General features: G+C 68.2%; 25 protein-coding genes and 2 pseudogenes. 10 read left to right on the top strand and 17 right to left on the bottom strand.

Annotated features, from left to right (window positions below):
- From AC5Y5E_RS27260 to AC5Y5E_RS27245, 4 genes and pseudogenes are all read left to right on the top strand, one after another.
- Entirely contained in the window at positions 1 to 405 is a 405-nt protein-coding gene (locus AC5Y5E_RS27260) for a Zn-ribbon domain-containing OB-fold protein (RefSeq protein ID WP_499906606.1), read from the top strand.
- A complete protein-coding gene (locus AC5Y5E_RS27255) occupies positions 402 to 1391 on the top strand; it encodes an alpha/beta hydrolase (RefSeq protein ID WP_499906604.1) in 990 nt (329 codons plus the stop codon). The genes AC5Y5E_RS27260 and AC5Y5E_RS27255 overlap by 4 nt, the downstream gene beginning before the upstream one ends.
- Positions 1388 to 2986: a flavin-containing monooxygenase gene (locus tag AC5Y5E_RS27250; RefSeq protein ID WP_499906602.1), complete on the top strand. Its 1599-nt coding sequence runs from the start codon at positions 1388 to 1390 to the stop codon at positions 2984 to 2986. The genes AC5Y5E_RS27255 and AC5Y5E_RS27250 overlap by 4 nt, the downstream gene beginning before the upstream one ends.
- Positions 2983 to 3840, top strand: a pseudogene (locus tag AC5Y5E_RS27245) (AMP-binding protein); the annotation flags it as partial. The gene AC5Y5E_RS27250 and the pseudogene AC5Y5E_RS27245, both read left to right, overlap by 4 nt.
- Here the strand turns inward: AC5Y5E_RS27245 and AC5Y5E_RS27240 are convergent.
- From AC5Y5E_RS27240 to AC5Y5E_RS27205, 8 genes and pseudogenes are all read right to left on the bottom strand, one after another.
- Positions 3809 to 4606 (bottom strand): annotated as a pseudogene (locus AC5Y5E_RS27240) (DUF222 domain-containing protein); the annotation flags it as partial. The pseudogenes AC5Y5E_RS27245 and AC5Y5E_RS27240 sit on opposite strands and share 32 nt — an antisense overlap.
- 55 nt (positions 4607 to 4661) lie before the next feature.
- A complete protein-coding gene (locus tag AC5Y5E_RS27235) occupies positions 4662 to 5912 on the bottom strand; it encodes a hypothetical protein (protein WP_499906879.1) in 1251 nt (416 codons plus the stop codon).
- Positions 5912 to 6676: an SDR family NAD(P)-dependent oxidoreductase gene (locus AC5Y5E_RS27230; protein ID WP_499906600.1), complete on the bottom strand. Its 765-nt coding sequence runs from the start codon at positions 6674 to 6676 to the stop codon at positions 5912 to 5914. Before AC5Y5E_RS27230 ends, AC5Y5E_RS27235 begins: the two co-directional genes overlap by 1 nt.
- A complete protein-coding gene (locus AC5Y5E_RS27225) occupies positions 6673 to 9012 on the bottom strand; it encodes a CaiB/BaiF CoA transferase family protein (protein WP_499906877.1) in 2340 nt (779 codons plus the stop codon). Before AC5Y5E_RS27225 ends, AC5Y5E_RS27230 begins: the two co-directional genes overlap by 4 nt.
- Positions 9009 to 9977 carry an enoyl-CoA hydratase/isomerase family protein gene (locus AC5Y5E_RS27220; RefSeq protein ID WP_499906598.1) on the bottom strand — a complete coding sequence of 323 codons (969 nt, stop codon included), beginning with the start codon at positions 9975 to 9977 and terminating at the stop codon, positions 9009 to 9011. The genes AC5Y5E_RS27225 and AC5Y5E_RS27220 overlap by 4 nt, the downstream gene beginning before the upstream one ends.
- An 18-nt stretch (positions 9978 to 9995) precedes the next feature.
- Positions 9996 to 10832, bottom strand: a complete 837-nt coding sequence (locus AC5Y5E_RS27215; RefSeq protein WP_499906596.1) for a mycofactocin-coupled SDR family oxidoreductase — start codon at positions 10830 to 10832, stop codon at positions 9996 to 9998.
- A complete protein-coding gene (locus AC5Y5E_RS27210; RefSeq protein ID WP_499906594.1) occupies positions 10832 to 12034 on the bottom strand; it encodes a cytochrome P450 in 1203 nt (400 codons plus the stop codon). Before AC5Y5E_RS27210 ends, AC5Y5E_RS27215 begins: the two co-directional genes overlap by 1 nt.
- A gap of 148 nt (positions 12035 to 12182) precedes the next feature.
- A complete protein-coding gene (locus tag AC5Y5E_RS27205; RefSeq protein ID WP_499906592.1) occupies positions 12183 to 12845 on the bottom strand; it encodes a TetR/AcrR family transcriptional regulator in 663 nt (220 codons plus the stop codon).
- A gap of 98 nt (positions 12846 to 12943) precedes the next feature.
- Here AC5Y5E_RS27205 and AC5Y5E_RS27200 point away from each other — a divergent pair, with 98 nt between their 5' ends.
- Together AC5Y5E_RS27200 and AC5Y5E_RS27195 are read left to right on the top strand one after the other, a co-directional pair.
- Entirely contained in the window at positions 12944 to 13528 is a 585-nt protein-coding gene (locus AC5Y5E_RS27200; RefSeq protein ID WP_499906590.1) for a SecDF P1 head subdomain-containing protein, read from the top strand.
- A 1-nt stretch (position 13529) separates the two neighbouring features.
- Positions 13530 to 14357, top strand: coding sequence for a sugar phosphate isomerase/epimerase family protein (locus tag AC5Y5E_RS27195; RefSeq protein WP_499906588.1), 828 nt, complete (start codon positions 13530 to 13532; stop codon positions 14355 to 14357).
- A gap of 3 nt (positions 14358 to 14360) precedes the next feature.
- On the opposite strand, the gene AC5Y5E_RS27190 is transcribed toward AC5Y5E_RS27195, so the two are convergent.
- Entirely contained in the window at positions 14361 to 15359 is a 999-nt protein-coding gene (locus tag AC5Y5E_RS27190) for a Gfo/Idh/MocA family protein (RefSeq protein ID WP_499906586.1), read from the bottom strand.
- A 65-nt stretch (positions 15360 to 15424) separates the two neighbouring features.
- Positions 15425 to 17026 carry an arylsulfatase gene (locus AC5Y5E_RS27185; protein WP_499906584.1) on the bottom strand — a complete coding sequence of 534 codons (1602 nt, stop codon included), beginning with the start codon at positions 17024 to 17026 and terminating at the stop codon, positions 15425 to 15427.
- Positions 17027 to 17153: 127 nt separating this feature from the next.
- Here AC5Y5E_RS27185 and AC5Y5E_RS27180 point away from each other — a divergent pair, with 127 nt between their 5' ends.
- Positions 17154 to 18173, top strand: coding sequence for an NAD(P)H-dependent flavin oxidoreductase (locus AC5Y5E_RS27180; RefSeq protein WP_499906582.1), 1020 nt, complete (start codon positions 17154 to 17156; stop codon positions 18171 to 18173).
- A gap of 23 nt (positions 18174 to 18196) precedes the next feature.
- On the opposite strand, the gene AC5Y5E_RS27175 is transcribed toward AC5Y5E_RS27180, so the two are convergent.
- The 3 genes from AC5Y5E_RS27175 to AC5Y5E_RS27165 all read right to left on the bottom strand — a co-directional run bounded on the left by AC5Y5E_RS27175 (position 18197) and on the right by AC5Y5E_RS27165 (position 20897).
- Positions 18197 to 18421, bottom strand: a complete 225-nt coding sequence (locus AC5Y5E_RS27175) for a hypothetical protein (protein ID WP_499906580.1) — start codon at positions 18419 to 18421, stop codon at positions 18197 to 18199.
- A gap of 144 nt (positions 18422 to 18565) precedes the next feature.
- Positions 18566 to 19561: an alpha/beta fold hydrolase gene (locus AC5Y5E_RS27170; RefSeq protein WP_499906578.1), complete on the bottom strand. Its 996-nt coding sequence runs from the start codon at positions 19559 to 19561 to the stop codon at positions 18566 to 18568.
- Between the two features lie 178 nt (positions 19562 to 19739).
- The gene (locus tag AC5Y5E_RS27165; protein ID WP_499906576.1) at positions 19740 to 20897 is read right to left on the bottom strand and encodes a serine/threonine-protein kinase; all 1158 of its coding nucleotides are present in this window, start codon (positions 20895 to 20897) and stop codon (positions 19740 to 19742) included.
- 206 nt (positions 20898 to 21103) lie between these two features.
- Here AC5Y5E_RS27165 and AC5Y5E_RS27160 point away from each other — a divergent pair, with 206 nt between their 5' ends.
- Positions 21104 to 21427, top strand: a complete 324-nt coding sequence (locus tag AC5Y5E_RS27160; RefSeq protein WP_499906574.1) for a hypothetical protein — start codon at positions 21104 to 21106, stop codon at positions 21425 to 21427.
- On the opposite strand, the gene AC5Y5E_RS27155 is transcribed toward AC5Y5E_RS27160, so the two are convergent.
- The 4 genes from AC5Y5E_RS27155 to AC5Y5E_RS27140 form a co-directional block, all read right to left on the bottom strand.
- Positions 21424 to 22692 carry an amidohydrolase family protein gene (locus AC5Y5E_RS27155; RefSeq protein WP_499906572.1) on the bottom strand — a complete coding sequence of 423 codons (1269 nt, stop codon included), beginning with the start codon at positions 22690 to 22692 and terminating at the stop codon, positions 21424 to 21426. The genes AC5Y5E_RS27160 and AC5Y5E_RS27155 overlap by 4 nt on opposite strands.
- A 133-nt stretch (positions 22693 to 22825) precedes the next feature.
- The gene (locus AC5Y5E_RS27150; RefSeq protein ID WP_499906570.1) at positions 22826 to 23599 is read right to left on the bottom strand and encodes a class II aldolase/adducin family protein; all 774 of its coding nucleotides are present in this window, start codon (positions 23597 to 23599) and stop codon (positions 22826 to 22828) included.
- A complete protein-coding gene (locus AC5Y5E_RS27145) occupies positions 23586 to 25208 on the bottom strand; it encodes a class I adenylate-forming enzyme family protein (RefSeq protein WP_499906568.1) in 1623 nt (540 codons plus the stop codon). Before AC5Y5E_RS27145 ends, AC5Y5E_RS27150 begins: the two co-directional genes overlap by 14 nt.
- A 49-nt stretch (positions 25209 to 25257) precedes the next feature.
- Positions 25258 to 25575, bottom strand: coding sequence for a hypothetical protein (locus AC5Y5E_RS27140; RefSeq protein WP_499906566.1), 318 nt, complete (start codon positions 25573 to 25575; stop codon positions 25258 to 25260).
- Between the two features lie 94 nt (positions 25576 to 25669).
- Here AC5Y5E_RS27140 and AC5Y5E_RS27135 point away from each other — a divergent pair, with 94 nt between their 5' ends.
- Both AC5Y5E_RS27135 and AC5Y5E_RS27130 read left to right on the top strand, forming a co-directional pair.
- Positions 25670 to 26167, top strand: coding sequence for a hypothetical protein (locus AC5Y5E_RS27135; RefSeq protein ID WP_499906564.1), 498 nt, complete (start codon positions 25670 to 25672; stop codon positions 26165 to 26167).
- A gap of 26 nt (positions 26168 to 26193) precedes the next feature.
- Positions 26194 to 26541: a hypothetical protein gene (locus AC5Y5E_RS27130; protein ID WP_499906562.1), complete on the top strand. Its 348-nt coding sequence runs from the start codon at positions 26194 to 26196 to the stop codon at positions 26539 to 26541.
- Positions 26542 to 26565: the final 24 nt, after the last annotated feature.

Raw genomic sequence — 26565 nt, 5'->3', positions numbered from 1 at the left:
GTGACCGCCGAATATCGTGTGCCCGAACCCACGCCCGTCTCCCGGCCCTTCTGGGACGCCCTGGCCCAGCACCGGATCCTGGTGCAGTACTCGCCGTCGCTGCGCCGCCACGTCTTCTACCCGCGCACCCTGGCCCCCGGTACCCTCGCCGACGACCTGGAATGGCGCGAAATCGACGGCGCGGGAACGCTGTACACGTTCACCGTCGCGCGCCGGCCCACCGGTCCGCCCTGGGCGGACGCGGTGCCGCACCTGCCCGCGGTGGTCCAGTGGGACGCCGGGCCGAGGATCAGTACCGAATTGGTTGACGTCGATCCGGACGATATCCGGATCGGAATGCGGGTCACCCCCGTGTTCTACGATCTCGACGGGGGAATCACCTTGCTGAAATACCGGCCCGCATGACCGGCGCAGCGGTGCGGGCGGAGGCCCACATGGACGACCCGATCGACGGCGCCGTGCAGGCGATGTTGAGCGAACTGAACGCCGGATTCCCCCGCATCGAGACGATGACCGGACCGCAGGCGCGCGCCGCCGTGGCCGAACGGCGGGTGCCCGTCGACAACGTCGGGGACGTCCGCGACACCGTCGACCACGCGATCCCGGGCCCCGCGGGCGCCATCCCCGTTCGGATCTACCACCCGCACGGCGACCTCGGCCACCGACCCGGAATCGTCTTCTACCACGGCGGCGGACTCGTGTTCTGCGACATCGAATCCCACGACGGCTTCTGTCGCGCCCTTGCGCGCGGCAGCCAGGCGGTGGTGGTGTCCGTCGGGTATCGGCTGGCCCCCGAGCATCCCGCGCCCGCGGCGGCGCTCGACGCGTTCGCGGCGTTCTGCTGGGTGTTGGAACACGCGGCCGGTCTCGGCATCGACCCCACCCGGACGGCGGTCGCCGGCGACAGCGCCGGCGGGAATCTCGCGGCCGTGACGACGATCCTGTGCCGCGAGCGAGGGGTCGCCCGCCCGGCCGCCCAGCTGTTGCTCTACCCGGTCATCGACCCCTCCTTCGATACGGACAGCTACCACCGCTTCGGCACCGGATACGTCAACACCCGAGCCGCGATGCAGTGGTATTGGCGCCAATACCTCGGCGCCGACAGGCTTGTCGACCCGCCTTATCTGGTGGCGCCGGCCCGGGCGGATTCGCACCGGGACCTGCCGCCCGCGGTCATCGCGACCGCCGGCCTGGATCCGTTGCACAGCGAGGGGTGCGACTACGCGCACCGGTTGCGCGGCGCCGGGGTAGCGGTCGTGCACCGCGACTTTCCCGGACTCTTCCACGGCTTCATGACGATTCAGTCCTTTGAGCCGGCGGCCTCGGCGCGCGAGATGGTATGCGCCGACCTGCGTGGGCTCCTCGCGCCGACGCATTGCGAGTCGGCATGACCGATTTCGACGTGATCGTCGTCGGCGCGGGGTTCGCCGGCTTGTATGCCGTGCACCGGGCGGCCTCGGCGGGTCTGTCGGTGATCGGCCTCGAGGCGGCCCCCGACGTGGGCGGCACCTGGTATTGGAACCGGTACCCGGGCGCGCGGTGCGACGTCGAAAGCGTGGACTACTCATACTCTTTCGACGAGGCGCTGCAGCAGAGCTGGACCTGGACGGAACGGTTCGCCGCGCAGCCGGAGATCCTGGCCTATCTGCGCCACGTGGCCGACCGGTTTGACCTGCGCCGCCACTACCGTTTCGGCGTCGACGTGGTCGGCGCCGACTTCGACCAGGCGGACGAGCGCTGGCACGTGCGCATTGCCGATGGTCAGCCGCACGCCGCGCGGTTTCTGCTCTGCGCGACGGGCTGCCTGTCCGCGGTGAACCGCCCCGACATTCCGGGCGTCGCCGACTTCGCCGGCGCGGTCTACTTCACGGCCGAGTGGCCGAGCGAAGACCCGGACCTGCACGGCAAGCGGGTCGGGCTGATCGGCACGGGTTCGTCTGGCATTCAGGCGGCTCCGCTGATCGCCGCGCAGGCGGAGCGGCTGGTGGTGTTTCAGCGCTCGGCGAACTACAGCATCCCGATGCCCAACCGTCCCTGGTCTTCCGAGGAGCAGCAACGGATTCGGGAGGAGTATCCGGAGCGACGCCGGCTATCGGCCTACGCGTCGGCCGGCACGCCGCACGGCACCTATCCCAAGAAAGCCGTCGACACCGAACCGCACGAGGGAGTCGACGCCCTGTGGCGGCGGTGGCGCGAGGGCGGCGTGCTGTTCGCCAAGACCTTCCCCGATCAAAACAGCGACCCGGCGGCCAACGACATCGCCCGGGAGTTCGCCGAGGCGCGGATCCGCGAAATCGTCCGCGATCCCGTCGTCGCCGCCGATCTCATCCCGGTCGACCACCCGATCGGAACCAAGCGAATCTGCACCGACGCCGGCTATTACGCGACCTTCAACCGGGACAACGTCCGGCTGGTGAACCTGCGCCGCGAGCCCATCGACTCCGTCACCCCCGAGGGTGTGCGAACCAGCTCCGCGACCTACCCGTGCGACGTGCTGGTCTTCGCGACCGGCTTCGATGCGCTGACCGGCGCGCTGACCCGGATCGACCCGCGCGGGCCCGGGGGAGTGCGGCTGCGGGACGTCTGGTCCGACGGCCCGCTGACGTTTCTCGGCCTGATGGTGCCGGGCCTGCCCAACCTGTTCACGATCAGCGGGCCGGGCAGCCCGTCGGTGCTGGCCAACATGGTGCTGCACGCCGAAGTGCAGATCGACTGGGTGATCGAGTTGATGCTGACGGCCCGCCGCCTCGGACTGAGCGAGGTGGAGCCGCGCCGCGACGCCGCCGAGGCCTGGACCCGCCACGTCGCCCAGGCCGCCGACCAGACCCTGTTCCCCAGGGCCGCGTCGTCGTGGTACCTGGGAGCCAACATCGAAGGCAAGAAGCGCGTATTCATGCCCTACGCCGGGGGATTCGGAAACTACCGGCGCCACTGCGACGCGGTGGCCGGCCGGAACTACGCCGGGCTGGTGCTGACCACCCGATGACCGAGACAGTGCAGGAGCTGCTGCGCCGGCGCCGGAACGACGACACCCCCGCGGTCGTCCACGGCGACCGGACCTGGACCTGGCGGCAACACCTGGCCGAGGCCGAGGCCGAGGCGGCCGCGCTCATCGGCCTCGCCGACCCGGCTCGTCCGCTGCATGTCGGCGCGCTGCTCACCAACTCTCCGGCGATGCTGCGCGCCATGGCCGCCGCCGCGCTGGGGGGCTACGTGTTGTGCGGGATCAACACCACCCGGCGCGGGGCCGGCCTGCTCGCCGATATCCGGCGCTCCGATTGCCAGCTCCTACTCGTCGACCGCGAGCACCTGGCCCTGCTGGACGGTTTGGCGCTCAACGGGATTCAGGTCATCGACGTGGGCTCGACGCGCTACGCCGAGGCGGTGGCCGCGGCGCCGGCCCTCATTCCGCATCGCGAGGTCACCGCCGCGGACACGCTAATGATGATCTTCACCTCCGGCACCAGCGGCGCCCCCAAGGCCGTGCGATTCGCGCACGGCATGGCGATCATGTGCGGGACCAGCCTGATCTGGCAGTACGACGTCACCGCCCAGGACGTCTGCTACCTGTCGATGCCGCTGTTTCACTCCAACGGCATCGCCGCCGGATGGGCGGTCGCCATCGGAAGCGGCGCCACGATGGTGCCGGCCAAGTTCTCGCCGTCACGCTTCATTGACGACGTGCGCCGCTACCGGGTGACCTACGTGAACTACGTCGGCAAGCCGCTGGCGCTGATCCTTGCCACGCCCGAACGTCCCGACGACGCCGACACCCCCTTGCGCGTTGCGTTCGGCAACGAGGCGACTGATCGCGACATCGACGAATTCGCACGGCGTTTCCGCGGCGCACCGCCTGTTCGTCGGGTGTCTCGTCGACGACGGGGTTTTCGTCGTCGGGGTTGCACGCGCCGGGGGCGGCCAGCTTGGCCAACATGGCCTCGATGGCCGCCCGCAATTCGGGAGTGACCAGCCCGCTGATGCGTGACATGCCGTCGAATTCCTGGGCGCCGAGGGTGATGCCGCGCCGGCGCGCTCGTTGTTGGTCGCTGAATTCGCCATCGGGATGCAGCCAGTCCATGATTCGCCGGGCATATTTGGCGACCTCGTCGGGGCGATAGTGGGTGGCCTTGTCGGCCAGGTCGGCCTCGGCAGCTTCCCGGGTGCAGCCGTCCACGTCGGTGAGCAGGTGGGCGAAGAAGCTGCGGATCACCCGCACATGCCCCTCGCCGATCAGCCCGTCGCGTTGGGCGGTGGCGGTCGCGGGCATAAGCGGTGGCAATGACTCCCCCGTGAGCGCGCGGCGTTCACCTAAATCCTCGGCTTCGTCGATGCGCCGGGCCGCCTCGGCCTTGGTGATGCGCAACCGATCGGCCAGCGCACCACGCAGCGTGCCGCCGAGTTCTTCGGCGCTGGCTTGCGCCCCGACCTGATTGATCAGCGTGTGCTGCGGGGCGCGCAGCCCGCGCGCGAAGGATTCCAGATGTTCGAGGGCCGAAAGTCTTTCCGGGGTGGTCAACACGTCAAACGACAAATCCCGCAGCCGTTTCAGCACCCCCTTGAGATCGCCGAACACCTCGACGATCTCCTCACGACTGCCCGAACCCATACCCGAATCGTAGGAATACCCACCGACAACAAATCCCGATTTGTGACCACTGAAACTAAAGTGACACAAGGGATTCCATGCAATGCCGTTCCCAAAGGTTCAGCACGTTCGCGAGCATCTGCAGCGGCGCACGCACGCTCTCGTCACCGGCGATCCGCGGATCCATGCGGCTCCCCGGTGCTGAGTCGCCAAATCGCGCGCGCATCAGCGCCGGCACATCCAACAACCACGCGACCCCCATCGTCGCCGCGTATAGCAGCGTGTGCCGGCGCAGCCGGTCCGGATCCAGGCGCGGACCACCAACGCGCTCGACCTCCGATACGAACAATTCCAGCAGCTCGTCGAAATGCTCATTCCACAAATCGGTTTCGGCGCCGGACATGGCACCCCAAATGGCCATGCCCATGTTCATCTGGCCGACGCATCCCCAGTCCAGCAAGCCGCAGCGCAGGACGCCGTCGCGCCAAAACCAGGCGTTGTCGATGTTGGCGTTCCAGTGGCACAGCGCGACGTAGTCGGAGTCGTCGGTCAGCTGCCTCATGATCGTGTGCTCGTGACGCGCGACCCGCGGCACCTCTTCGCGCAGGCGCGCCAGGAACTCCGGCGAGCCGACGTTGGCGGGCAACAACCCGGGATTAGCTTCCACAAATTCGGTCAGCTGGGTCACGCGCCGGTCCAACTTGTCGGCGCCCACCGGTGCGCGGTCCGCCACGGTCGCGGCCCGCACATCGAGCGGGAATTGCGCGGCCAGCTGCGCCGGCAGGCGACCGGACCCGTAGGTGCCGGCGAGGCGCCCCAGAGCGGTCAGCAGCGCGCGGTAGTGGCCGACCGCCTCGGGCATGTCGTAGTCCAGGCACTTGTGGTACTGGCGCTCGATTCCGCCGCGGCCGAATGGGATTCGTTCGGTGATCAGGATTCCCGTGCCGGTCTCGCGGTCGTAGTCGCCGAACTGCACCGCGGGGACCGCGATGGGAAACCCGGGTGTGCGGGAGAGCGCGGCGAACCGGACCTCCGGCTCCATCTGCGTCCTTCCCTTGTCGCGCACCGGGTTGTCGAGATCGCGGGAGAACTTCACGAACAGGTCGGTGCGCAGACCAATACGCGGCCTGGCGTATTCGACCGACAGCACGACCTTCCGCCCGGTGCTGCCGCCGGCCACCTCCCGGAACCCGGTCACGGCGGTGACGGCGTTACCGCCGGCGAGCACACCCGAAGCGCGAAACGCCTGGGTCAGAAACCGCGCGCCGACGCCGCGCAAAGCGTTGGGGTCGGGCGGGATCGCGAGGCCGAACCGCCCGCCGTAAATCACCAAGTCTGTTCCGCCGCGCGCACCAACATGTGGTTGACGGCGACCCGGCGATCGCGAGTCACCATGTAGAGCACCGCGTCGGCGATGTCTTCGGGCCGCAACTTGACCATGCCGGCGGTCTGGCGCGCGACGGCCTCTCGCGACGGGGCGGAAAGGTGGCCGAAGATCTCGGTGTCGACGGTCCCGGGAGCCACCACCCCGACGCGCACCCGATTTCCGAGCACCTCTTGGCGGATCCCCTCGCTGAACGCGTTCACCCCGAATTTGGTCAGCGAGTAGACCGCGGTGTTCGGGCGGGCCACCCAGCCGCCGGTGGAACTGATGGTGACCAGATCGGCGACGCCGCGCGGTGAGCTGCCGGCCGCCTCGATCAGGTGCGGGAGAGCGGCGCGAGTGACGTAAAGGACGCCCTGAACATTCACCGCCACCATGTCGTCCCAATCCTGCAGGCGGGCCTCGGCCGCGGGGCCGGACCGGATCAGCCCGGCGTTGTTCACCACGGTGTCGAGGCGCCCCAACTCGGCGAGTGTGCCCTGCACGGCCGCCGACACGTCGTCGGCGTCGGTCACATCGGCGGTGACGACCAGCGCGGTGCCGCCCGTGGACTCTATCTCCGCCTTGACGTCGGCAAGCCGGTCGGCCCGACGCGCGAGGAGCGCCACTGCGGCGCCTTCTGCCGCCAGCGCCTTCGCCGTAGCGGCTCCGATACCGCTGCTGGCGCCCGTCACCAGGGCCGCGGTATTCGCTAGGGTGGCCGTCACCTCGCGCCTCCCGTCGTTGATCCCGCGCCCAGGATCTCCCCCAGGACGTAGTCGGTGTCCTCGCCCAAGTCCGGTGCGCCGCGTTCGATTCGGGCCGGGGACCGCGCCAGCCGCCACGACGGCCCGATTATCGGGCGCTGGCCTTCGCGATTATCCGTGACGAAGCGGAACAGCTCGCGATCCCACAATCGCTGATCGCCGATCGTGTCGATCACGGTGGCACTCTTGCACGCAGGAACCCCCGCGGCCCGCAGGCGCTGCGCCAAATCCTCTGCGTCGTGCTCGCGGGTGAGCGCCGCGAGCGCGTCGTCCAGCGCGTCGGCGTGGCGGTGCCGGGCCTTCATCGTGCGGTAGCGCGCATCGATAACCAGCTCGGCGCCGCCCAATACTTCGCACAGCCGGCGCCATTCGGCGTCGTCGGCCACGGCCACGGCGATCCACGAATCGTCCCTGCACGGGTAGCAGCCGTGTGGGCACATGTCGGGATGCTTGTTGCCGTTGGGGCCCAGGCGTTTTCCGGTGAGGCTTTGTTCAAGCAGACAGTCGCCGACCATCGAGGACAGCGTCTCTACCGCCGACAGGTCGACGAACTGGCCCTCGCCGGTGAGCTCCCGATGCAGCAACGCCACCACGGCGGCGTAGGCGGCGGCGGCCCCGACGGTGGAATCCCCGTAGCGCATGCTCGTCCCGAGGGGTGGGCCGCCCGGGTAGCCGACCAGCGATGCCAGGCCGGCCAGCGCCGCGAAGCATGGGGCGTAACCGGTTTGATGCCCCAGTGGCCCGTCGTTGCCCCACATCTTGATCGACACCGAGATGATGTCCGGCTTGATCGCCGCGAGTTGTTCATAACCCAAGCCCTGGCGCTCCATCGCGCCCGGCCGCAGGTTGTTGACGACGATGTCGGCGCGCGCAATCAGCTCGCGCAGGCGCGCCATGCCCTCGTCTGACTTGATGTCGAGCTCCACGCTGAGGATCTCGTGGTTGATGCTGAGAAAGTATGGGGCGTGATTGATGTCCGTGCCGCCGTAGGCCCGCATCTCCTCGGGGGCGCTGGCGGTTTCGACCTTGATCACTTCGGCGCCCAGCTGCGCCAGGAGCTTGCCGGCATACGGACCGGCCCAGACCTTGGTGAGCTCGACGACGCGGACTCCCTCCAGCGGTCCGCCGCGCGGCCGCTTGGGCGGCTTGAGTTGCGGCGCCCTGACCGACGGCGGTGTGCGTGGCACGCCGAGCCCGTCGCGGACCGCGTCCGTGTGCTCGCCGAGAGTGGGTGCGGCGGAGGTGATTCGGGCCGGCGACGCGCCGAGGGCGTACGGAACGGTGGGATACGCCGCATCGCCCAACGCGGGATGGCGCATCTGCTGGAAGAACCGCCGGTGGCGGTATTGCGGCGACTGGTGCAGATCCCCGGCCTCGTTGACCGGGACCAACGGCACCCCCAGGCGCTGGGCTCGCTCGGCGGCCGCCTCTCTGGGCATGGTCCGGACCCACGCGGCGAAACCCCGCCGAAACGCGTCGACCTTTTCCGCCGTGACGGAGAACTCCAGCCAGTCGTCCTCGAAGGCGTCCAGCCAGTCGGGATGGCCCAGCAGTTCTTTCAGGCCGCTCCAATGGGCGCGGCTGGTCATGTACAGGTAGACGAAGCCGTCGGCGCAGGCGAAGAATGACGCCGGGCCCGCCTGGTCGTAATCGTCACGGCGGCCTGCTGCCGGAACCTCCCCGGTGATGAAGCGGCCCAGGATGCAGTCGGCGCGGGAGACCAGCACCGCGTGCTCCGAGACGTCGATGCACTCGCCCCGACCGGTGTGCAGCCGCCCGAACAGCGCCGACGCGACACACAGCGCCGCATCCAATCCCGCCTCGTAGTCCGCCAGGAAGCGCCCCGGTCCCTGCAACGGCGGCTTGCCCGGATCGGCGTGACTCGGGGTGTGATACCCCCAGCCGCTGGCGTGGAACACGTTCAGGCTCTTGGCGTTTCCGAACCCGGCGGCCGCGGCGGCGCCGAACGGGGTGATCGAGCAGAACACCACGGATGGATGCCGTTCGGAGCGGCCCGACTCGCGGTCTTCGATGACCGCGTCGGCCGAAGCGATCAGCGCTTGCAAGCGCTCGTCGTCGAGGACGACGGAGCGCTTGTTGGTGTTGAGGTAGGCGAACAGCGCGCTGCCTTCGGGCCCGTCGGCGAGGAGGGGGGCCATCGCGCGGGTGCGGCTGCCGCATTCCGGCGCCTCGACCTTGATGACCTCGGCGCCGAAATCGGCCAGTAGCTTTCCGCAGTACTCCCCCGCGACCGTCTCGGCCAACTCAACGATCCGGAAGCCCGTCAGTGCGGTCAGGGCTTCTTCCGTCCCGAGCGGCTCAGGCGCCATTCCGGCGGGAAGTTCAGGTCGTTGTCCTTCACCACGTTGTTGAGGCCCTTTTCGAAGGTGCCGTCGGTCAGGTCGACCTCCTGCGCGTCGTTTTGGATCAGCGGCAACATTCCCTCGACCATGCCGGTGAGCAGGCTGCCGAAGTACTCGCCCTTGTGCTGCTTGTACAGCTCCAGGAAGGTCTTCTGCACCGCGACGGTGTCCGTGGGCCGGGAGCGCGAGCACGCCATCGCGTATTTCAGCGTCTCTTCTTCCAGCTTGTCGCGGGGCACCACGCTGTTGACGAAACCGCACTCGTACATCTCTTTCGCGCTGAACGGCCGCCCGGTGAACAGCATTTCGGAGAACTTCCGCAGCCCCATCGTCTCCGCCCACCACCACAGGCGTGGGCCCCAGCCCACGTAGCGGAACGCGGGGTGACCGAAAAGGGCGTCATCGGAGGACACCACCAGATCGGCGTCGCCGGCCTGATAGAAATGCCACCCGTAGCAGTAGCCCTTGGCCTCGATGATGCTGATCTTCCGAAGCTCTTGCAGCGGGCGGTTTCCCGCGCGGGCCTTGGCGTAGAAGTCCGTGACGGTGGACAGGTAGCGGTACGATCCGCCCGGCGGGTACTTGACGTCGTCGTCGTTGATGGCGAGCTCGTGCAGCAGCGGCAGGCCGGGGTTCTCCAGCATCGGGCGTTGCTCGGGTAGGTCCCCGCCGCTGCCGAAATCCTCGCCCTCGCCACGGATCACGACGACCTTGACGTCGTCGTCGACGTTGCACTTGTGGATCAGGTCGGCGTAGTTCTGCCGCATGCCCAACGTGGTGGCATTCTGGGCGTCGGGTCGGTCGAACGTGATGTAGGCGATCCGGTTCTTCTTGTCCTTCTCGAACTTGATGTACTGCTCGGCTTCCTTCTTCAGCTTCTCGTAGTCGTACTCGGGCATGGGTTCTTCTCCACTTCTCTACTTGAGCAAGGCACCCGCGTCGACGGGCAGCGAAACGCCGGTGACATAACGGGATTCGTCAGAGGCGAGGAACAGGACGGCGTTGCTGATGTCGGCGGCTTCCACCCAGGGCACCGGCAGCGTGTGGGTCATCTGCGAGAACGGCGCGAAGTCGTCGGGTCCGGGATTCTCCAGGTCCGGCCGAAAGAGGCGAAACGTGACTTCGTTCATCGTCATCGGCGTGTTGACCTGGCTGGGGTGCACGGAATTCACCCGGATCATGTGCTGGCCCAGCTCGACCGCGAATGCGCGCATCAGGCCGATCACGCCGTGCTTCGCGGCGATGTAGTGGCCGGTGTAGGCCATGGCCTTGTGCGATCCGACCGAGCCGGTGAGCACGATCGAGCCGCCGCGCCCGCCGGCGATGATGTGCGGCACACCGGCTTTCACGGTGTGCCAGACGCCCGAAAGGTTCACATCGATCATGTCCTGCCAGACGTTCTCGCGAATCTTGTGCAGCTTGTTGCCGAATGTGCCGATGCCCGCGTTGGCGACGATGATGTCGAGACGCCCGAGCTGCTCGACGCCGCTGTCCACCGCCGCCTTGAGCGCGTCGTAGTCGCGCACGTCGACCTGCGCGGTCACGATGCGGCGATCCTGCGCCTTCACCAGGTCGGCGGTTTCGGCGAGATCCTCCGGCGTGGAGTGCGGGTAGGCCAGGTTTTCGATCGGTCCGCAGACGTCGATCGCGATGATGTCGGCGCCCTCCTGCGCCAGGCGCACCGCGTGACTGCGGCCCTGCCCCCGGGCGGCCCCGGTGATGAAGGCGACCTTCCCTTCTACCCGGCCCGTCATCAGGGCACCACGGTCGGCAAGGTTTCCCAGCCCCGCACCGACGACGTCGGGCTCAGCTTGGCGTTGGCCAGGTCGACGTCCCACTCCGGAAAGCGTTTGAGTACTTCCTCGAGCGCGACCCGGCCTTCCAGTCGGGCCAGCGCCGAGCCCAGGCAGAAGTGCGTGCCCACGCTGAAGGTGAGGTGGGGCCGGGCTTCGCGATGGATATCGAACCGGCCGGCGTCGGGCCCGAACTGCCGCTCGTCGCGGCAGGCGGACCCGAGGAGCGTCATCATGACGCTGCCCTCGGGCACCGTCTGGTCGTACAGGGTGACGTCGCGGGTCACGTACCGGGCCATGTGTGGGGCGGGCGGCTCGTAGCGCAGCAGCTCCTCGATCGCCTGCGGGATGAGGCCGGGGTTTCGTACTAGCTCGCGGCGCTGATCGGGATGCTCGGCGAGCACCTTGCCCGCCCAACCGATCAGCCGGGTCGTGGTTTCGTTGCCCGCTCCGGCAACGACGTTGAGGTACACCAGGATCTCGCCACGGGTCAGCCGTCGCGTGGTGCCGGTCTCGTCGACGAACTCGACATTGAGCAGATCGGTCATGATGTCGTCGGACGGATTGTCGGCCCGCCAGTCGATGTAGGCCTCGAACTGTTCGCCGACGGACAGGCCGTGCTCCGCGGCCTTCATCGGCTTGCCGGCCTCGGTGCGAAGCTGCGCGTTGCCGCGGTCGCGGATGTACTCCTGGTCGTCTTCGGGGATGCCGAGCAGCGTGCTGATGACCTTCATCGGCATGATCGCGCCGAGATCGGTGACGAAGTCGAATTGCCCCGAACCCACCAGGGGATCCAGGAGCTGCGCGCAGAAGTCCCGGATCATCGGCTCCAGCGCGTTGATCTTGCGTGGGGTGAACATTCGCGACAGCAGCTTGCGGTGTACGTCGTGGATCGGTGGGTCCTCGAAGATCAGCATGCCCGAAGGGATTTCGAGGTTGGCCTTGATCAGCTCGAGGATCACGCCCCGGGCGGAGCTGTAGGTGCCGTGGTCGACGAGGGCCTTGTTGACATCGGCGTACCGGCTCAACGCGAAGAAGTCGTATTCGGCGTTGTAGTACAGCGGCGCCTCGTCCCGCAGGCGCGCGAACATCGGATACGGGTCGGCAATCAGCTCGACGTCGTATGGGTCGAAATGGACATCGCTGTCCGTGCTCACCGTCACGAAATCCCTCCTACCGCTGACATTTTCGTATAAGCATCGAGATATCCGCCGCGGCGCAATTTATACGCTTCGCTTAAATACAGCGGGTTCACTCTATTCTCGTAGAGAACCATACGGCGGGTGCCCTGGCAAGACGACGACACGGAACTCATCCGGGCGCACCGGTTCCGGTCAGCCGGCCCTTGTTCGGGTTCTTCAGGATGCCGGTGGCCATCGCCGTCAGGATCCCGTCAAGCTGTTCGGGACTGTCGACGACCCGGTCGCCGTGGGCGAAGCGCAGGAGCAGGCCGTTGATGAAGGTGAGCGTGATGTTGCTCAGATCCTCGACCACGGCCGGCTCCAGCTCGGCGCCGCGCGGCATGAGCTGCACCAGGATTTCGCGGTGCAGCTTCGTGAATGCGTCCGTGGCCTGCTGCAGAATCGCCGCCACCGCGGGGTCGCGGGTGGCCTGCATGGTCAGCTCGTAGCGGGCCCGGGTCCGCGACAGCTGCGGCTCGTGGCCGGCCTGAATCACCACCTGCGACAACCGCGACGGCGACGGGCTGTTTGGCCGACCGTCCGCGCCGTCGGCCTCGTCCGCCACGGACTGCAGGCTTGCCAGGTCCAGCTCCGCCAGCCGCTCGGCCACCGCGCGCAGCAGCGCCGAGCGGGTCCGGAAATAGAACGAGGTGGTGCCGTCCGGGACCCCGGCCTGACGGTCGACTTTGAGATGGCTCAGCCCCTTAGCCCCGTCGTGAGACAAGAGGTGGATCGCCGCATCGCAAAGGTCGCGGCGGCGTTCGGTGGGGTTGGGCTTTCGTCGTTTGTCCATTCAAGGTGTCCCGGAGCGGGAGACTACTCTATATTCGTAGTGTCCGTAAAGAGCGTGTCGCGCCGGTGCAACGGGTTCCCGGATGAAAGTCTGGTGCAATGATTCACCGCGCATCCCGGGGCGCCGGCGGCCTGACGAGCGCGCTGCTGCTGGGCGCGGTGATGTGCGGCTGCCACTCGGCGCCACACCACAACTCCCCCACCACGCCGACCACCGCCGCGGCACCGACGACCACCCAATCGGCGCCCACGGTGAGGATCCAGCCCTTACCGGTTCGGCCGGTGCAGAAGTCCCAACCGACGACGCCCAACAAGTGCCCCGCCGCGAATCCGAACGCTCCGGTGGCACCGACCGGCGTCCTGGTTACCTGCGACCTCGCCCGGACGACGCTGTATACGTTGGGTCCCGAGACGATGCGACTGGCCCTGATCCACGTGGACCCGCCGGCGTCACTGACGTCCGGCTTCTACGAGGTGAGCTTGACCATGGACCCGCTGTCCGCGGGGGCCTGGGCGACATTCACCGCCACCCACCTGCAGGACCACGTTGCCTTCATCCGCGACGATCTGGTTCTGGAGGCACCGATCATCGTAGAGCCGGTCACCTCCGGCAAGATCGCGTTGACCACCCAGACGGCCCAGGCCGCCGACCAGTTGGCGCAATTGGCCGGACGCCCCGAGTAGCATGGACCGCCTCGGCATCGGCTTCCTCGGCGGATTCGGACTTCCGCCAGTGGAATTCGTCGATCTCACGGCCGACCTCGGTTGCAAATACATGTCGGCCGTGGTGCGGGGGCTTCCGCTGGTACCGCTGGGCTATCCGCCCTTCTCCCTGAAGGACGCGGCGCTGCGGCGAGACGTGCGGGCCGCGATGGATCACCGTGGCGTCGCGATCTCGCTGGGCGACGGGTTTTTGGTACTGCCCGGCGCCGAGATGAGCGAATTCACAGGCGAGCTCGACGCGCTCGCCGAGCTCGCGGTTCCGCGGATCAACGTCGTGAGCCTCGACCCCGACCTCGGCCGCACGTTCGACCAGTTCGCGGCCCTGACGGAGCTCGCCGCCCAACGCGAAATCCAGACGGTCGTCGAACCGGTACCGGGCCTGACCGTGGGCGACCTGCCCACCGCGCTCGCCGCCCGGGAGCACGTCGCGCGGCCCGACTTTCGGCTGTTGATCGACCCGATGCACCTGGTGAGATCCGGTTCGACCGCCGCTGACGTCGCGGCCATCGACCCCGATCACATCGGATATGCCCAAGTCAACGACACGACCCTGCAGCCGCGTGGCGACAACTACATGGAGGAGGCCATGTTCGAGCGCATGGTTCCCGGTGAGGGCGAATTGCCGCTACCCGAAATACTTTCCGCGCTTCCCGCCGACGTTGTGATCGAAATCGAAGTCCCGAGAAGGTCGTTGGCGCTGGCCGGCGTCAGCCCGATCGATCGCCTCCGCCCCTGCGTCGAGGCGGCGCGCCGCTTGTTGTCCGACGTGGCAGCCCGGTCAACGGGTTAGCGGTCAGCTCGGTTCGCGAAGCGGAAGGCCCGCGGCACGGTAGATCGCGTCGATAACGGTCATGTTTTCGATCGCGTCTTCCGGGGTGGTCTTGACCGGTTCGCCGCGCAGCACCGAGGCGGCGAAGGCGTCGAGCTGGTAGGCGTAGGTGGGGCGGCGCGAAAAGCGCTCGACGCGCCGCCCGTCCTGTGATCGGATCGTGAGCCGGTGGAAAAGGCTGGGCAACACCGGGTTCAAGACGCGAAGCTCACCGTGTTCGCCGACCACGTGCGCGCTGATCTGCAGCAGCTGCGTCGACCACATCGAACAGCGGACCCGGCCGGTGTGCCCGCCGGCGAACTTCACCTCGGCCGTCATGGCCCGGTCCACCTGCGGATCGCGCAATTTGGCGCGCGCGGAAACGACCTCCGGGGTGGAACCACCGAAGGTGCGGACCATGTGCACCGAGTAGCACCCGGCGTCCATCAGCGCCCCGCCGGCAAGCGAATAGTTGTAGCGGATGTCGGAGAACCTCGGCAGGGGGAAGCACATGGCGGCCTCCACCCGGGTGAGCTTGCCCAGCTCGCCGGAGGCGATGATCTCCTCGACGCGCCGGGTCAGCGGGTGGTAGCGATAGTGGAAGGCCTCCATCACCACCCGGTCCGAATTGGCGGCGATCTCCGCGATCTCGCGTGCCTCGGCGGCGTTGGCGGTGAACGGCTTTTCGCACAGCACGTGCTTGCCGGCCGCCAGCGCGGCCCGCGTCCACTTGCCGTGCAGTCCGTTCGGCAGCGGGTTGTAGACGGCGTCGACGGCGGGGTCGGCGATCAGCGCGTCGTAGCTTTCGTGCACCCGCGGGATGCCGTGTTTGGCGGCGAAGGCCCGCCCACGCTCCGGGTCGCGGGCCGCCACGGCGGCCACCGCTACCTGGCTGTGCTGCTTGGCTGGATTGACGACGGCCAAAGGCGCGATGCGGGCCGCCCCCAAGATGCCGATTCGGATGGGGTTGCCGTCTGCTGACACGGAGCCGACGCTAGCACTCGGCCGTCTGCCACGGCTATCGCCGACATCGAGGCCGGTCCCCGCGCCTACAGGTCCGCGTCGAACACCGAGATGGGGTCCAGGATGACGCCGGTCTCCTCGACGTAGCGATCCCACAGCGCCAGCAACTCGGCCAGCTTGTCGGGCTGCGAGGCGGCCAGATCCTCGATCTCACCCGGGTCGCCGGACAGGTCGTAGAGCTGCCAGGCGCCGGGACCGTACGGCGCCGGCAGATAGACGGCCTTCCAGTCGCCCTGCCGAATGGCCCTGCGCCCGAACAACTCCCAACCGGTACCGGTGTCCGCGCCGTGAACCGCTTCGGTGTCGCCCGACAGGTACGACACCAGCGAGCGGCCCCGCATGGGTTCGACGTCGCGGCCCCGGTAGGCGGTGCCCGGGTGCGCGACGCCGGCGAGCTCGAGCACCGTCGGGGCGATGTCCATGACCGTCGTGAAGGCCGTGCCGATTTCGGCCTGCCGGGCAAAACCGGGCCAGGTAACGAACCCGACCACCCGGATCCCGCCTTCGGTGGTGAACGCCTTGTGCAGGCGCGACGGCGCGGTGGCCGCTTGCGCCCAGCGCGGGCCGTACCAGATGAACGAGGTGGGGCCGCCCAGGTTGTCGAGGCTGTTGTCGCAGTACTTTTCGATCTGCGCGACGATTTGGGCGCCGCGCAGCGGCATCGCCTCGACCATCGCGCCCTCCGCGCCGTTGTCGGACAGGAAGATCACGACCGTGTTGTCCAGTTCGCCGGTGTCGGCCAGGTAGTCGATGACCCGGCCGATGTTCTGATCCATCCGGTCCACCATCGCGGCATAGACCTCCATGCTGCGGGCCGAGCGGGCGCGCTCGTCGTCCGTCATGTCGGCCCATTCGGGCGCGCCGTCGGCCACGACGGGGTGCGCCTCGACGTCGGGCGGGCACAGGCCGAGCTTCTTCAGCGCCGCCAGGCGCGCCTCGCGCAATTCGTCGGGCCCGGCGTCGTAGCGGCCGTGGTAGCTCGCGATGCACTCCGCCGGCGCCTGCAACGGCCAGTGCGGCGCCTGAAAAGGCAAGTAGGCGAAGAACGGGCGGTCGTCGTCCGCGCGGCGCTCGCGGAAGTAGCCCAACAGCGTGTCGACGTAGAAGTCGGACGAGTAGAAGTCGTCGCCGACGGTGACGAATTGGTCGTCCTCGGTGTAAAGCGTTGCCACAGGCGAGAACCCACCCCCGGTGGCGGGGCCGTAGTGGCTGGCGCCGGCGGGCAGCAGGGCGAACGAGCGCTCGAATCCGCGCGCCCACGGCGACCTTTCGATGGTGCCGCCCAGGTGCCACTTGCCCGACATCAGCGTCAGGTATCCGGCGTCGCGCAACAGCTCGGGCAGGGCCACCACCCGGTCGTTCAGGTAGCCCTCGTAGCCCGGGGCGCCGCGGAACTCGGGCATCGCGACCTCGAGCATCGTGCCGATGCCGGCGAGGTGGTGGTCAGTTCCGGTCAGCAGCATCGCCCGAGTGGGCGAGCAGGCCGGGGCCGAGTGGAAATCGGTGAATCGAACCCCGGCGTAGGCCAGCCGGTCCAGGTTCGGCGTCTTGATCTCGCCGCCGAACGCACCGATATCGGAATAACCGAGGTCGTCCGCCACGATTACTAGAAAGTTGGGCCGCTTCACGGTGAAGCATCCTGTCAGGTCCGGCGCCGGGATGGAATGGCCGGGATGGAATGGCCGGGATGGAATGGCAATGCCCCGCCGATATTCTCAAGGCAGCCCGTGATCCGGACTCGGAAGGGGGACTGGGATGCTGGAACAGTTTGGGATGTCGATACCGCTGGTCGCCGCCCCGATGGCCGGCGGGCCCACCACGTCGGCGATGGTGTCCGCCGCGACCCAGGCCGGCGCGCTGGGCATGCTGGCGGCAGGGTACAAGACCGTCGACGCCGTCGAAGCCGAGATCAAGAAGGTCCGCGCCGAGGGAATTCCGTTCGGGATCAACGTCTTTGCGCCCAATCCCCTGCCCGTCGACCCCGACAGCTATCGCGCCTACGCCGCGATCGTCCAGAAGGAGGCCGACCAGTTCGGTCTGACGCTTCCCACTGAGCCGATCGACGACACCGACCGGTTCGACGAGAAGATCGCGCTGTTGCTCGACGACCCGGTGCCGATGGTGTCGTTCACCTTCGGGATACCGCCGGCCGACGTGATCGCCGCCCTGCGAAAGGCCAATACCGTTGTGGTGCAGACCGTGACGACGCCCGACGAGGCGGCGCAAGCGCGCGACGCCGGGGTGGACATGCTTGCCGTGCAGGCGGCGACGGCGGGCGGGCATTCGGGCACGCTCTCGCCGCGCAAGCCGTTGACACCGGTCCCGATCGTCGACCTCGTCGCACAGATCGTCGCGACGGTATCGCTGCCGGTGATGGCCGCCGGCGGGCTCGCCACTCCCGCCGCGGTGGCCGACGTGATCCGTGCCGGCGCCGCGGCGGCCGCGGTCGGGACGGTTCTGCTACGCGCCACCGAGAGCGGCGCCTCGGCCACCCACCAGGCGGCCCTCACCGATCCCGCCTACACCGAAACCGTGATTACCCGGGCCTTTACCGGCCGCCCCGCCCGCGGCCTGCGCAACGCGTTCATCGACGCCCACGAGGCGCAGGCGCCGCTCGGCTATCCGGCGATCCACTACCTCACCAGCCCGATGCGCAAGGCCGCCGCCGCGGCGGGCAAGCCCGACTACGTCCACCTGTGGGCGGGCACCGGGTATCGGCACGCCACCGCGGAGCCCGCGGCCGACATCCTGCGGCGCTTGGCCTCCGACCTGTAACCGTCACGGGGCAGCCGCAGAATTTAGTTGCTCAGATACAGATACCAGAGGCCGTCAGCATGCTGCTGGCAGGAGAAATGGGTGAAGGTGCCGGGGTGGTTGACCTCGACGTGGGGGCCGTCCACCTCGCACGCGGCCTGGGTCGCATAGTTTCCTTCGACTTGGATCTCCTCGGCGTTGCTGACGCCGACGCCGGTGGTCATCAGCCCGCAGAGCGCCAGAACACCGGCGGCAACGAACTTCCTCATCATGCACCTCCAATTCGCTTCCGCCGCTGGGGCGGAGCTCGCAGCCGTTTGCTGATGGCCCGACGTTAGCCAGCCGTGCCGGTTTTCCGCTCAGCAAAGAAAAAGAATTTGCACGGACATAACATTCGACTCGCCCGCGGGCACTCAACTGGCCGCGCCACGGGCGGGCCGGTGCCCCATGGACAGCACGCGGTCGATCGCGTCGCTGACGCAGTCCGCGTCCTCCTCGAGGAGCATGTGCCCGGCGGTGGGCCGGTGCACGTGGATGGCACCCGGGATGGCCGCGGCGAGGTCGCGCGCGTGGTCGGCTGGCGTGGTTCGGTCCGCTCCGCCGCTGATGACGACCGTGTTGGCGGCGATCACGGCGAGCGCGTCGTACTGGTCGTATTGCTTCAGGCTGGGCAGGAAACCGGCCGCGGTGGTCAACGAAATCGTGCGGATGGCGGATTGCGTGACCGCCGCGGCGCCGTTGCGCTCGACGCCGGAATATCTGATGAGGCCCTCGCAGACGGGCCGGACCAGCCCGTTGATCGCCTGGTCCGTCGCCCGTCGGGGCATGTGGTGCACCAGATCGAACAGCGCTCCCGTGGCCCGGCTGGCCAGCAAGCGGCCCAGCCCCCGCTCGGCGAGCCGGCCCGCCGCCGTGGCCACCAGGACGAGCCCCTGCGGTTGCACCGGGCGGCCGGCGGCGGGACCGCCCAGATAGGCCAGCGCCGTCATCCCGCCCATCGAGTGCCCCGCCAGCGTCAGCGGCCCGCTCACCCGCAGCACGGTCAGGATGTCGGCGAGGTCGGCGGCGAGCCGGTCGATCTGGTAGGTGTGCATGTCGGCCCCGGTGGAACGCCCGTGGCCGCGGTGGTCGTAGGTGATGATTCGCACGCTGTCGCCCCACCGGCGCACCAGGTGGCGAACCTGGAGGGCCCAGCTCGACTGCGTCAAGCACAGACCGTGCAGCAGGACGACGGTGTGGTCGCGGGCGCCGGCCGCGCCGTAGTCGCGGACCGCGAGCCGCACGCCGTCGCCGGTGATCACCGTGCGCTCGACGTACCCGTCGCGCGGAGTGGGCAGTCGCCGCGGAAGCGCAGCGGTCGGCGCACGGTACGCGTTTGATCCCGTCGTCATTTCCGGCTGAGTGAACACGGTGGGCTCCTGGTCGGTGTCGATGTCGAGGGGGTCTCGACACCTCGTTGCACTCGACGCTACGGAGCGATGACGGCGCTGACGCGCTTGTGCGCAATAGCCACGGAACAAACGATTTTGAGCTTTTGCGCATTCTGTTCACGGAGTGATCGTCGGCCGGGACCGCCGCGCGAATGCCCTAGTCTCTCCCGCCGCCGTGTCCCTTGCCGTGGCCTTTGCCCGGCCCGTGCCGTGGCGGACCCGGCGGCTGTTCCGTGGGAGGCGGTGGGGGAACCGGGTTGCTGACCGGCATCGGCACCGGCGACGGCGTGCTGGTGGTGACCGGCTTGGCAGGCGAGTTCGAGGGTGCCGGATCCGACGCGATCGCGAACGGGAGGACGACCATCGCCGCCAGGACTGCCAGGGCGGCGAGCGCCTTCCTGGTGCGGCTCGTCAGCCGTGGACCGCGCGCCGGCACGGGCATCTCGAGTACCTTCGTCGCCGGGCGCCGCGGGGCGGCGAGCGGCACCCCGGCCATCAGCGGCGCCCCCCGGCCGTGCAGTACTCCCCGCATTTCCTCGGCGCTGCCGAACCGCTGCCGGGGATCCGGCGCCATCGCGCGTTCGATCGCCGTGATCAGGGCGGGATCGACGTCGGGCCGCAGCAGGGCGAGTGGCGGCGGCCGGTCGTGCAAGATGGCGCCGGCCAGTGCGCCCATGTTCTCCTGCGGGAAGGGCCGATGCCCCGCGAGTGCCTCGTAGCCGACCACCCCGGCGGCATAAAGGTCATCGGCCACGCTGGCAGGCGCTCCGGCCAGCCGCTGGGGGCTCAGGTAGGCAATGGTGCCGAAGACCTGGCCCGTTCGCGTATGGGCGGCCTCCTGGGTCTTGGCGATGCCGAAGTCCGAGACCTTCATGGCCGCGCCGTCGGCGCCGACCAGGATGTTTCCCGGCTTGATGTCCCGGTGCAGGATCGCCGCGCGGTGCGCGACCGACAGTGCGGCGAGAACGTTGTCGAGCGTGGCGCGGACGTGCGGGGGTGGGAGGGGACCACGGGCTATCAGATCGGCCAGCGAAGTGCCGGGCAACCGCTCCATCACGATGAAAGGCATGCCGTCGTGCTCGCCGCTGTCGTGGACCGCCACGATGTTCGGATGGTTCAGCGCGGCGGCCGCGCGCGCCTCCGCGTCGAACCGGTGCCGAATGTCGGGCTCCGCGTTGAAAATCGGGTGCAGGAGCTTGATGGCGATGGACCGGTTCAGTCGGGTGTCCCAGCCGTCGCGAACTTCGGCCATGCCTCCCAGGCCAAGCCTGCCGCGCAACTCGTAGCGGCCGGCCAGCAACGCGAGGGTGTTCATTCGCCCTGCCAATCCCCACTGCTTTTGTCGACGACCGGGCGCGCAACGCGACGACCGACGTCCCACGTCGGCTACCCAAAGGCCCGCGGGTCAAAACGCGCGTCCGAGATCGACGCGACCAGAGCTTTTGCGCAATGTGCTGATTTGGAGCGGCACGTTCGCCATCCGCGACGGGCGTCGCTCCGAAACACTATCGAGCAGATTTTGTGGCGACCGACGCCGATGGTTCGAAGAGGGGGCCTGTCTTGATGGGAATAGCGACGTTCAAAACGGTTGCCGCTGGCGATGGTTCACCGCAATCCCCATCCGGATACGCCTTTTACCTGCTGGTCCACGCGATCGCGACGGCTCTGCTGCTGATCGCCTTCGTGGCCGCGATATGGACGTTCATGGACTGGGTCGCGGCGCCGCCGTGCACGAAACCCTCCCTGGCTTCGGTGTCCTCGCCGGTGGGCGCGTCGCAGCGGTATGTGGCCCTCGACGATACCGGCTGTCCCTGCCCGCACGAGCGGCAGCGCCAGAACGCCTAGAACGCGTCGGGATTGCGCTGGACCTCGGCCGGCACCGGGTGGCGGTACAACCGAGAGGCGTTCTCCCAGCTGAACTTTCGGATCACGTCTGCGGGCAAATCGCCGATTTGCTCGTGGATAGTCTCCTGGGTGTGCGGCCAGGTGGAATCGCAGTGCGGGTAGTCGGCTTCCAGCATGATGTTGTCCACGCCGATCCGGTCGCGCTGCACGAACGACGATTTGTCCTCCACCGCGCAGAACCAGAAGTTTCGGGTGAAAACCTCTGCCGGAGTTAAGCTTTCGCCCAGGGCCTGCCAGGTGCCGTACATCGCGTGGTAGCTGAGCATGTGGTCCAGGCGGTCCAGCAGCCCGGCGACCCAGCCGATTCCACCCTCCGACAGGCAGATCTTCAGGTCGGGGAATCTGCTGGGCAGGCCGGAGTACAACCAGTCGACCGCTGCGGAAATGGCGTAGGCGAAGAACAGCACGCCCTGGACGTCCGGCGGCGCGTCGTCGGTGGTGGACGGTGAGGAGCCGGAGGACCCGATGTGCAGGTTCACGACGGTGTCCGTCTCGGCGCAGGCCGCCATCATCGGGTCCCAGTGGCCGGAGTGGATGCTCGGCAACCCGAGCATCGCCGGGTTCTCGCTGAAAGTAACGGCGTGAAAACCCCGTTCGGCGTTCTCATAGATCATCTTCGCGCCGAGCTCGGGGTCCAGCAGCCACGGCAGCTGGCAGGGGATGATGCGTTCGGGATACGAGCCCGCCCAGACCTCGAGGTGCCAGTCGTTCCATGCCCGCACCGAGGCCAGCGCCAGGTCGCGATCGGTGGTGACTTGTTGTAGCCGCTGGCCGGCGAATCCCGGCAGGAACGAGGGAAAGTTGAGCGAGGCGTAGATGCCGTTCAGGTCCATGTCTTTGACCCGCTCGTGGATATCCCATGCGCCCCTGCGCATCTCGTCGAACCGGACCGGCTCGAAACCGTATTCGGTCACCGGCCGGCCGACCACGGCGTTGAATCCGACGTTGGGCAGTTCCCGGCCGTCGTAGACCCACGTCTGTCCCCCGGTCCCGGTCTCCACAACCTTTGGGGCGCGGTCGGCGAACTTCCGGGGCAGGCGCCCGGTGAAGGTGTCGGGCGGTTCGACGATGTGGTCGTCCGCCGAGATCACCGTATAGCGGCGCGGGGCGCGGGGTGGGTCGGGCAGAAAGGTGACCGAGCGATCGTCGCCGGTCTTCGCCGTCGTGAACTTCAGGTCGCCGGCCAGTTCATCGATCGATTTCACTCGTCAGTCTCCTTGCGGGACAGGGCATTTGAGTGTGCGCCAGCGGCATTGACTGTGCGCCCAGGGCGGGAATCGCGGCCGAGCCGCGCCCTGAATGCACACTCAGCGCCGTGGCCGCACAATCCACGGCCGCTCAATTGAGGACATCCGGATCGGCCTTGATGGTCATCCGGGCCGCCCCCGCCCAGTACACGTCGGCGGCACGTTCGATCAGCGACCGCTGCATGCCGGCCATGTCCGACCAATTCATCTTCACCGGTTCCCGGCCGGTAAGCATGACGTCGTAGGCAAGCTTGCAGACCCGTTCGATCGATGCGGCCCGGTAGACCGCCTCCGGCAGGTTGCGACCCGTTGCGATGACGCCGTGGTTGGCCAGGATGGTGAGGTTGGCGCCCCCGATGCGCGCGGCGAGATCCGCGGCGCGGGCCGGGCTGTCGACTTCCCCGTCGTAGGACTCGACCAGGCACAGGTCGTCGAGATACAGCGAACCGGTTTGGTGGACCAGTTCGGGGAGCCTGCCCAGCGCGGCGAGCACGCACACGTAGTAGGGGTGGTTGTGGATGACCACGCGGGCGTCGTCGCGCACGCGGTGCAGTTCCGTGTGAATGTGGATGGCCGGGGTGACGTCCCATCGACCGCGGACGACGCGGGCCTCGCTGTCCACCACGCAGATGTCCGAGGCGGTGAGCTCCTGCCACCACAGCCCCCACGGGTTGACGAACATGTCCGTTTGGCCGTCGAGCTGCCAGGTGATGTGTCCGGCCATGTTCTCCGAGAACCCGATGCCGGCGAGATGCCGGAAGGCCACCGCGAGGGCCTGCTCGTTCGACAGGTCGACGCCGATCGGGGGCACCACCGACGGTGCCCAGACCTCGATGCCGCCTCGACGTGCGTTAGGAGCGTTCATGATCCGCCTCCGTCCTGATTCGAATATCCTCGCGGAGCTGGCCTTTGGCAATCTTGCCGCCGGACGATCGGGGAAGCTCATCGAGCACGATGAGCCGTTCGGGCAGCAGCTCCTTGGAAACTCCCAGCGCCAACAGGTGCTCGACGAGCTCCGGCAGGTCGATGGCCCGTGAGTCGACGAGTTCGGCGTAGAGGCAAACCTTTTCACCGAACACCGGATCGGGCATGGCGACGGCCGCCGCCACCGCGATCGCGGGGTGGGTGGTGGCGGCGTCCTCGACCTGGCTGGCGCTGATGTTTTTGCCGCCGCGCACGATGAAATCCGAGGTTCGTCCGGTGACGCTCAGATAGCCTTCCGCATCGATCTCGCAGATGTCGCCCATGCGCATCCACCCGTCGGCGGTGAACAGCTTGTCGTGGTCGGTCCCGCCCAGGTACCCGAGACTGGTGGCCGGGCCCCGGCACGCGGGCTGCCCGCGCCCCGTCGCGGTGACGTCCCGATCGCCGTCGAAGAGTCGCACCGCCATCTCCGGGACGATCCGCCCGCCCGTGCGGAGCCGGCGTTCGCGGGTGTCGTCGAGCGTGGTCGCGCTCAGCAACCCGGTTTCGTTCGAGCCGTAAAACTGCAGGATCTTCGCGCCGGTCAGCTCCTCGAACTCCGCGGCGGGCCGGTACGGCAGCGCCTCGCCGCCCGCGAAAACGACGCGCAGAGAACTCAGGTCGTGCTCGCGGGAAGCCGGGTCCGCCATCAGCATGGTCAGCTGCGTGCTGACACAACACAGCACGGTGACCCGGTGGCGGGCGATCGCCTCACACGCCGCCGACGCAGTGAACCGCGGCAGGATCACCGCGGTGGTGCCGAGATAGATCGGCGTGGTGTGGCTGGTCCATAGTCCAAAGCCGAAGGGCGTCGGGATGACCGGCAAGAAGATGTCGTCTGACGTCAGCAACCCGTTGGCGACGGCCTTCTGGTGAAAGTAATGCCAGCGGTTCTGCGTGTGCACCACGCACTTGGGCAGGCCGGTGGTCCCGGAAGTGGAGTTGATCAGGAAGATGTCGTCAGGACCCAGTCGCGATTCGGTTCCCACCGCCCGGGGCCGCGCGTCGACGTTCAGCCGCAGCGCACCCGGATCACCGTCCAAGACCAGGGCGGACACCGCGGATTCCTTGGCCACATCGGCCGCGGCATCTCCGCGTTGCGGATCGCTGACCAGGATCTTTGGCTGCGAATTGCGCAGTATCGCGGCGACCTCGCGGGTCCCGGCCCGCGCCCCGATGCCGACCACGACGGCACCGCACCGTTCGATCGCGACGAACAGCACGTGGATGGCGGCGGCATCGCCGTGCCACACCGCGACCCGGTCACCGCGAACCACGCCCAGCCCCGCGAGTAGCTCGGCCAATTTGGTTGCCGCATGGTCGAATTCGCGCCAGTTCAACGACGTTCCGGGATGATCGACGTAGGCGGGGCGATCAGGCGACGATTGGGCGTTATGACGTACCGCGTCCGACAGCGTCGCATCGGACCACCAGCCGGCGGCGCGAAACAGGGCCGAGTCCTCGTCGGTGAATGCCGGCGAGCCCACGGTATCCAGCCCACCGGCGCTCATTGGCAAATGATAGGAAAGCCGCTCGCGTTCTGGTCAGGAAACCCGGCCGCTATGGATTTTGCGGGGCGGGGGGATTGTGCTGGTTGGCGCCCGCGGTGCCCGGACGACGGTGCGGGGTAGGGCAGGTGACCCGCGGAATGCACCCACAGTTGAGGCCGACGATGCAGGGGCTCCCACCGACGGGCTGCACGTCGATGGCGCCGCCACCGTCGCCGCCGGTTGCGGCCGTCCCCGATGAAGAGCTCGCTGCGACGTTCAGTGGCGCGCCGACGACGGGCCGCGGGCCGAAAGCGCCCAACCCGACCGCAAGAACCAACGCGGCGCCGCCGCACACCGCCGCCGCCCGCGTGACTTTGCGATTCGTCATGACTACCAACTGTAATTCCCGCTCGCGGGATGCGCACCGCCACACAGGGTGCTTTAGTCAAACTCGACGCAAGCTGCCAGAGAGGAGGCGGCCGGTGCGGACCACCCGGATTGCCCGGCTTTGGCCGGGGCTGGTGAGCGGCGCCGCCGCCGGGACCGCCGGTACCACCGCGCTCAACGTGATCACCTCTCTGGACATCGCGGTGCGGGGCCGGCCGACGAGCTCGACGCCCGAACGGACCGTCGAAGCGATGGCGAAACTGTTCGGCCTGACGGTGCCGGGATCCGGTGACGTCTTGGCCAACCGGATGCTCGGCCTCGGCGCGCTGACCGGGTATGTCGCGGGGATCGGGATGGGGCTGATCCTCGGGCTGGCCTACGCGCTGGGCTGGCGCCCGAGCCTTGTGGTCGCCACGCTGGTCGCGACGGCGATCGCCCTCATCGGCACCAACGGTCCGATGACCGTGCTCGGCGTGACCGACCCGCGAACCTGGGGCGTTGTCGGGTGGGTCAGCGATCTGATCCCGCACCTGGGATACGGGATGGTCACCGCCCTGGTGCTGCAGTACCTCTGCCGCAGTTGGGATCGGTAGCCGCCCGCCGGGTTTCCACTTGCCGCATGAAAATCAAGGCCGCAGTCCTGTTGTCCGGCGCGCTCATCGCCCTGCTGCTGCTGACGCGCTACCTCGCGCTGAGCCGCGCCGGCCTGCCGCTGGGGTGGATGCTCTACCTCGGGCTGCCGATCACCGCGGGCGGTGTGCTCTTCGCGCTGCGGCTAATCAACCTCGGCGCGGGATGGGGCGCCAAGGACACCAGGCGGCCCGCGCATCCGATAGCGCTTTCGTATCCGGAACCGCCGGTGCCGGTTTCCGAACGGTTCAGGGAGCTCGAGGCGCTGCGCGCCGCCGGCGCGATCTCCGATTCGGAGTACAGCGCGAAGCGCGCCCACATCATCTCGGAGATGTGAGTCAGTTTCCGTCGGCCATCCGGA

Source organism: Mycobacterium sp. NGS54, assembly GCF_059812465.1.
The sequence above is the reverse complement of the archived record's forward strand: the minus strand, read 5'-3'. Positions and strand labels throughout refer to the sequence as shown.

Coding starts and splice junctions, on each gene's coding strand:
- AC5Y5E_RS27255 (WP_499906604.1), top strand. CDS start 402: ATGACCGGCGCAGCGGTGCGGGCGGAGGCCCACATGGACGACCCGATC.
- AC5Y5E_RS27250 (WP_499906602.1), top strand. CDS start 1,388: ATGACCGATTTCGACGTGATCGTCGTCGGCGCGGGGTTCGCCGGCTTG.
- AC5Y5E_RS27220 (WP_499906598.1), bottom strand. CDS start 9,977: ATGCCCGAGTACGACTACGAGAAGCTGAAGAAGGAAGCCGAGCAGTAC.
- AC5Y5E_RS27215 (WP_499906596.1), bottom strand. CDS start 10,832: ATGACGGGCCGGGTAGAAGGGAAGGTCGCCTTCATCACCGGGGCCGCC.
- AC5Y5E_RS27205 (WP_499906592.1), bottom strand. CDS start 12,845: ATGGACAAACGACGAAAGCCCAACCCCACCGAACGCCGCCGCGACCTT.
- AC5Y5E_RS27200 (WP_499906590.1), top strand. CDS start 12,944: ATGATTCACCGCGCATCCCGGGGCGCCGGCGGCCTGACGAGCGCGCTG.
- AC5Y5E_RS27195 (WP_499906588.1), top strand. CDS start 13,530: ATGGACCGCCTCGGCATCGGCTTCCTCGGCGGATTCGGACTTCCGCCA.
- AC5Y5E_RS27180 (WP_499906582.1), top strand. CDS start 17,154: ATGCTGGAACAGTTTGGGATGTCGATACCGCTGGTCGCCGCCCCGATG.
- AC5Y5E_RS27175 (WP_499906580.1), bottom strand. CDS start 18,421: ATGAGGAAGTTCGTTGCCGCCGGTGTTCTGGCGCTCTGCGGGCTGATG.
- AC5Y5E_RS27165 (WP_499906576.1), bottom strand. CDS start 20,897: ATGAACACCCTCGCGTTGCTGGCCGGCCGCTACGAGTTGCGCGGCAGG.
- AC5Y5E_RS27150 (WP_499906570.1), bottom strand. CDS start 23,599: ATGAACGCTCCTAACGCACGTCGAGGCGGCATCGAGGTCTGGGCACCG.
- AC5Y5E_RS27145 (WP_499906568.1), bottom strand. CDS start 25,208: ATGAGCGCCGGTGGGCTGGATACCGTGGGCTCGCCGGCATTCACCGAC.
- AC5Y5E_RS27140 (WP_499906566.1), bottom strand. CDS start 25,575: ATGACGAATCGCAAAGTCACGCGGGCGGCGGCGGTGTGCGGCGGCGCC.
- AC5Y5E_RS27130 (WP_499906562.1), top strand. CDS start 26,194: ATGAAAATCAAGGCCGCAGTCCTGTTGTCCGGCGCGCTCATCGCCCTG.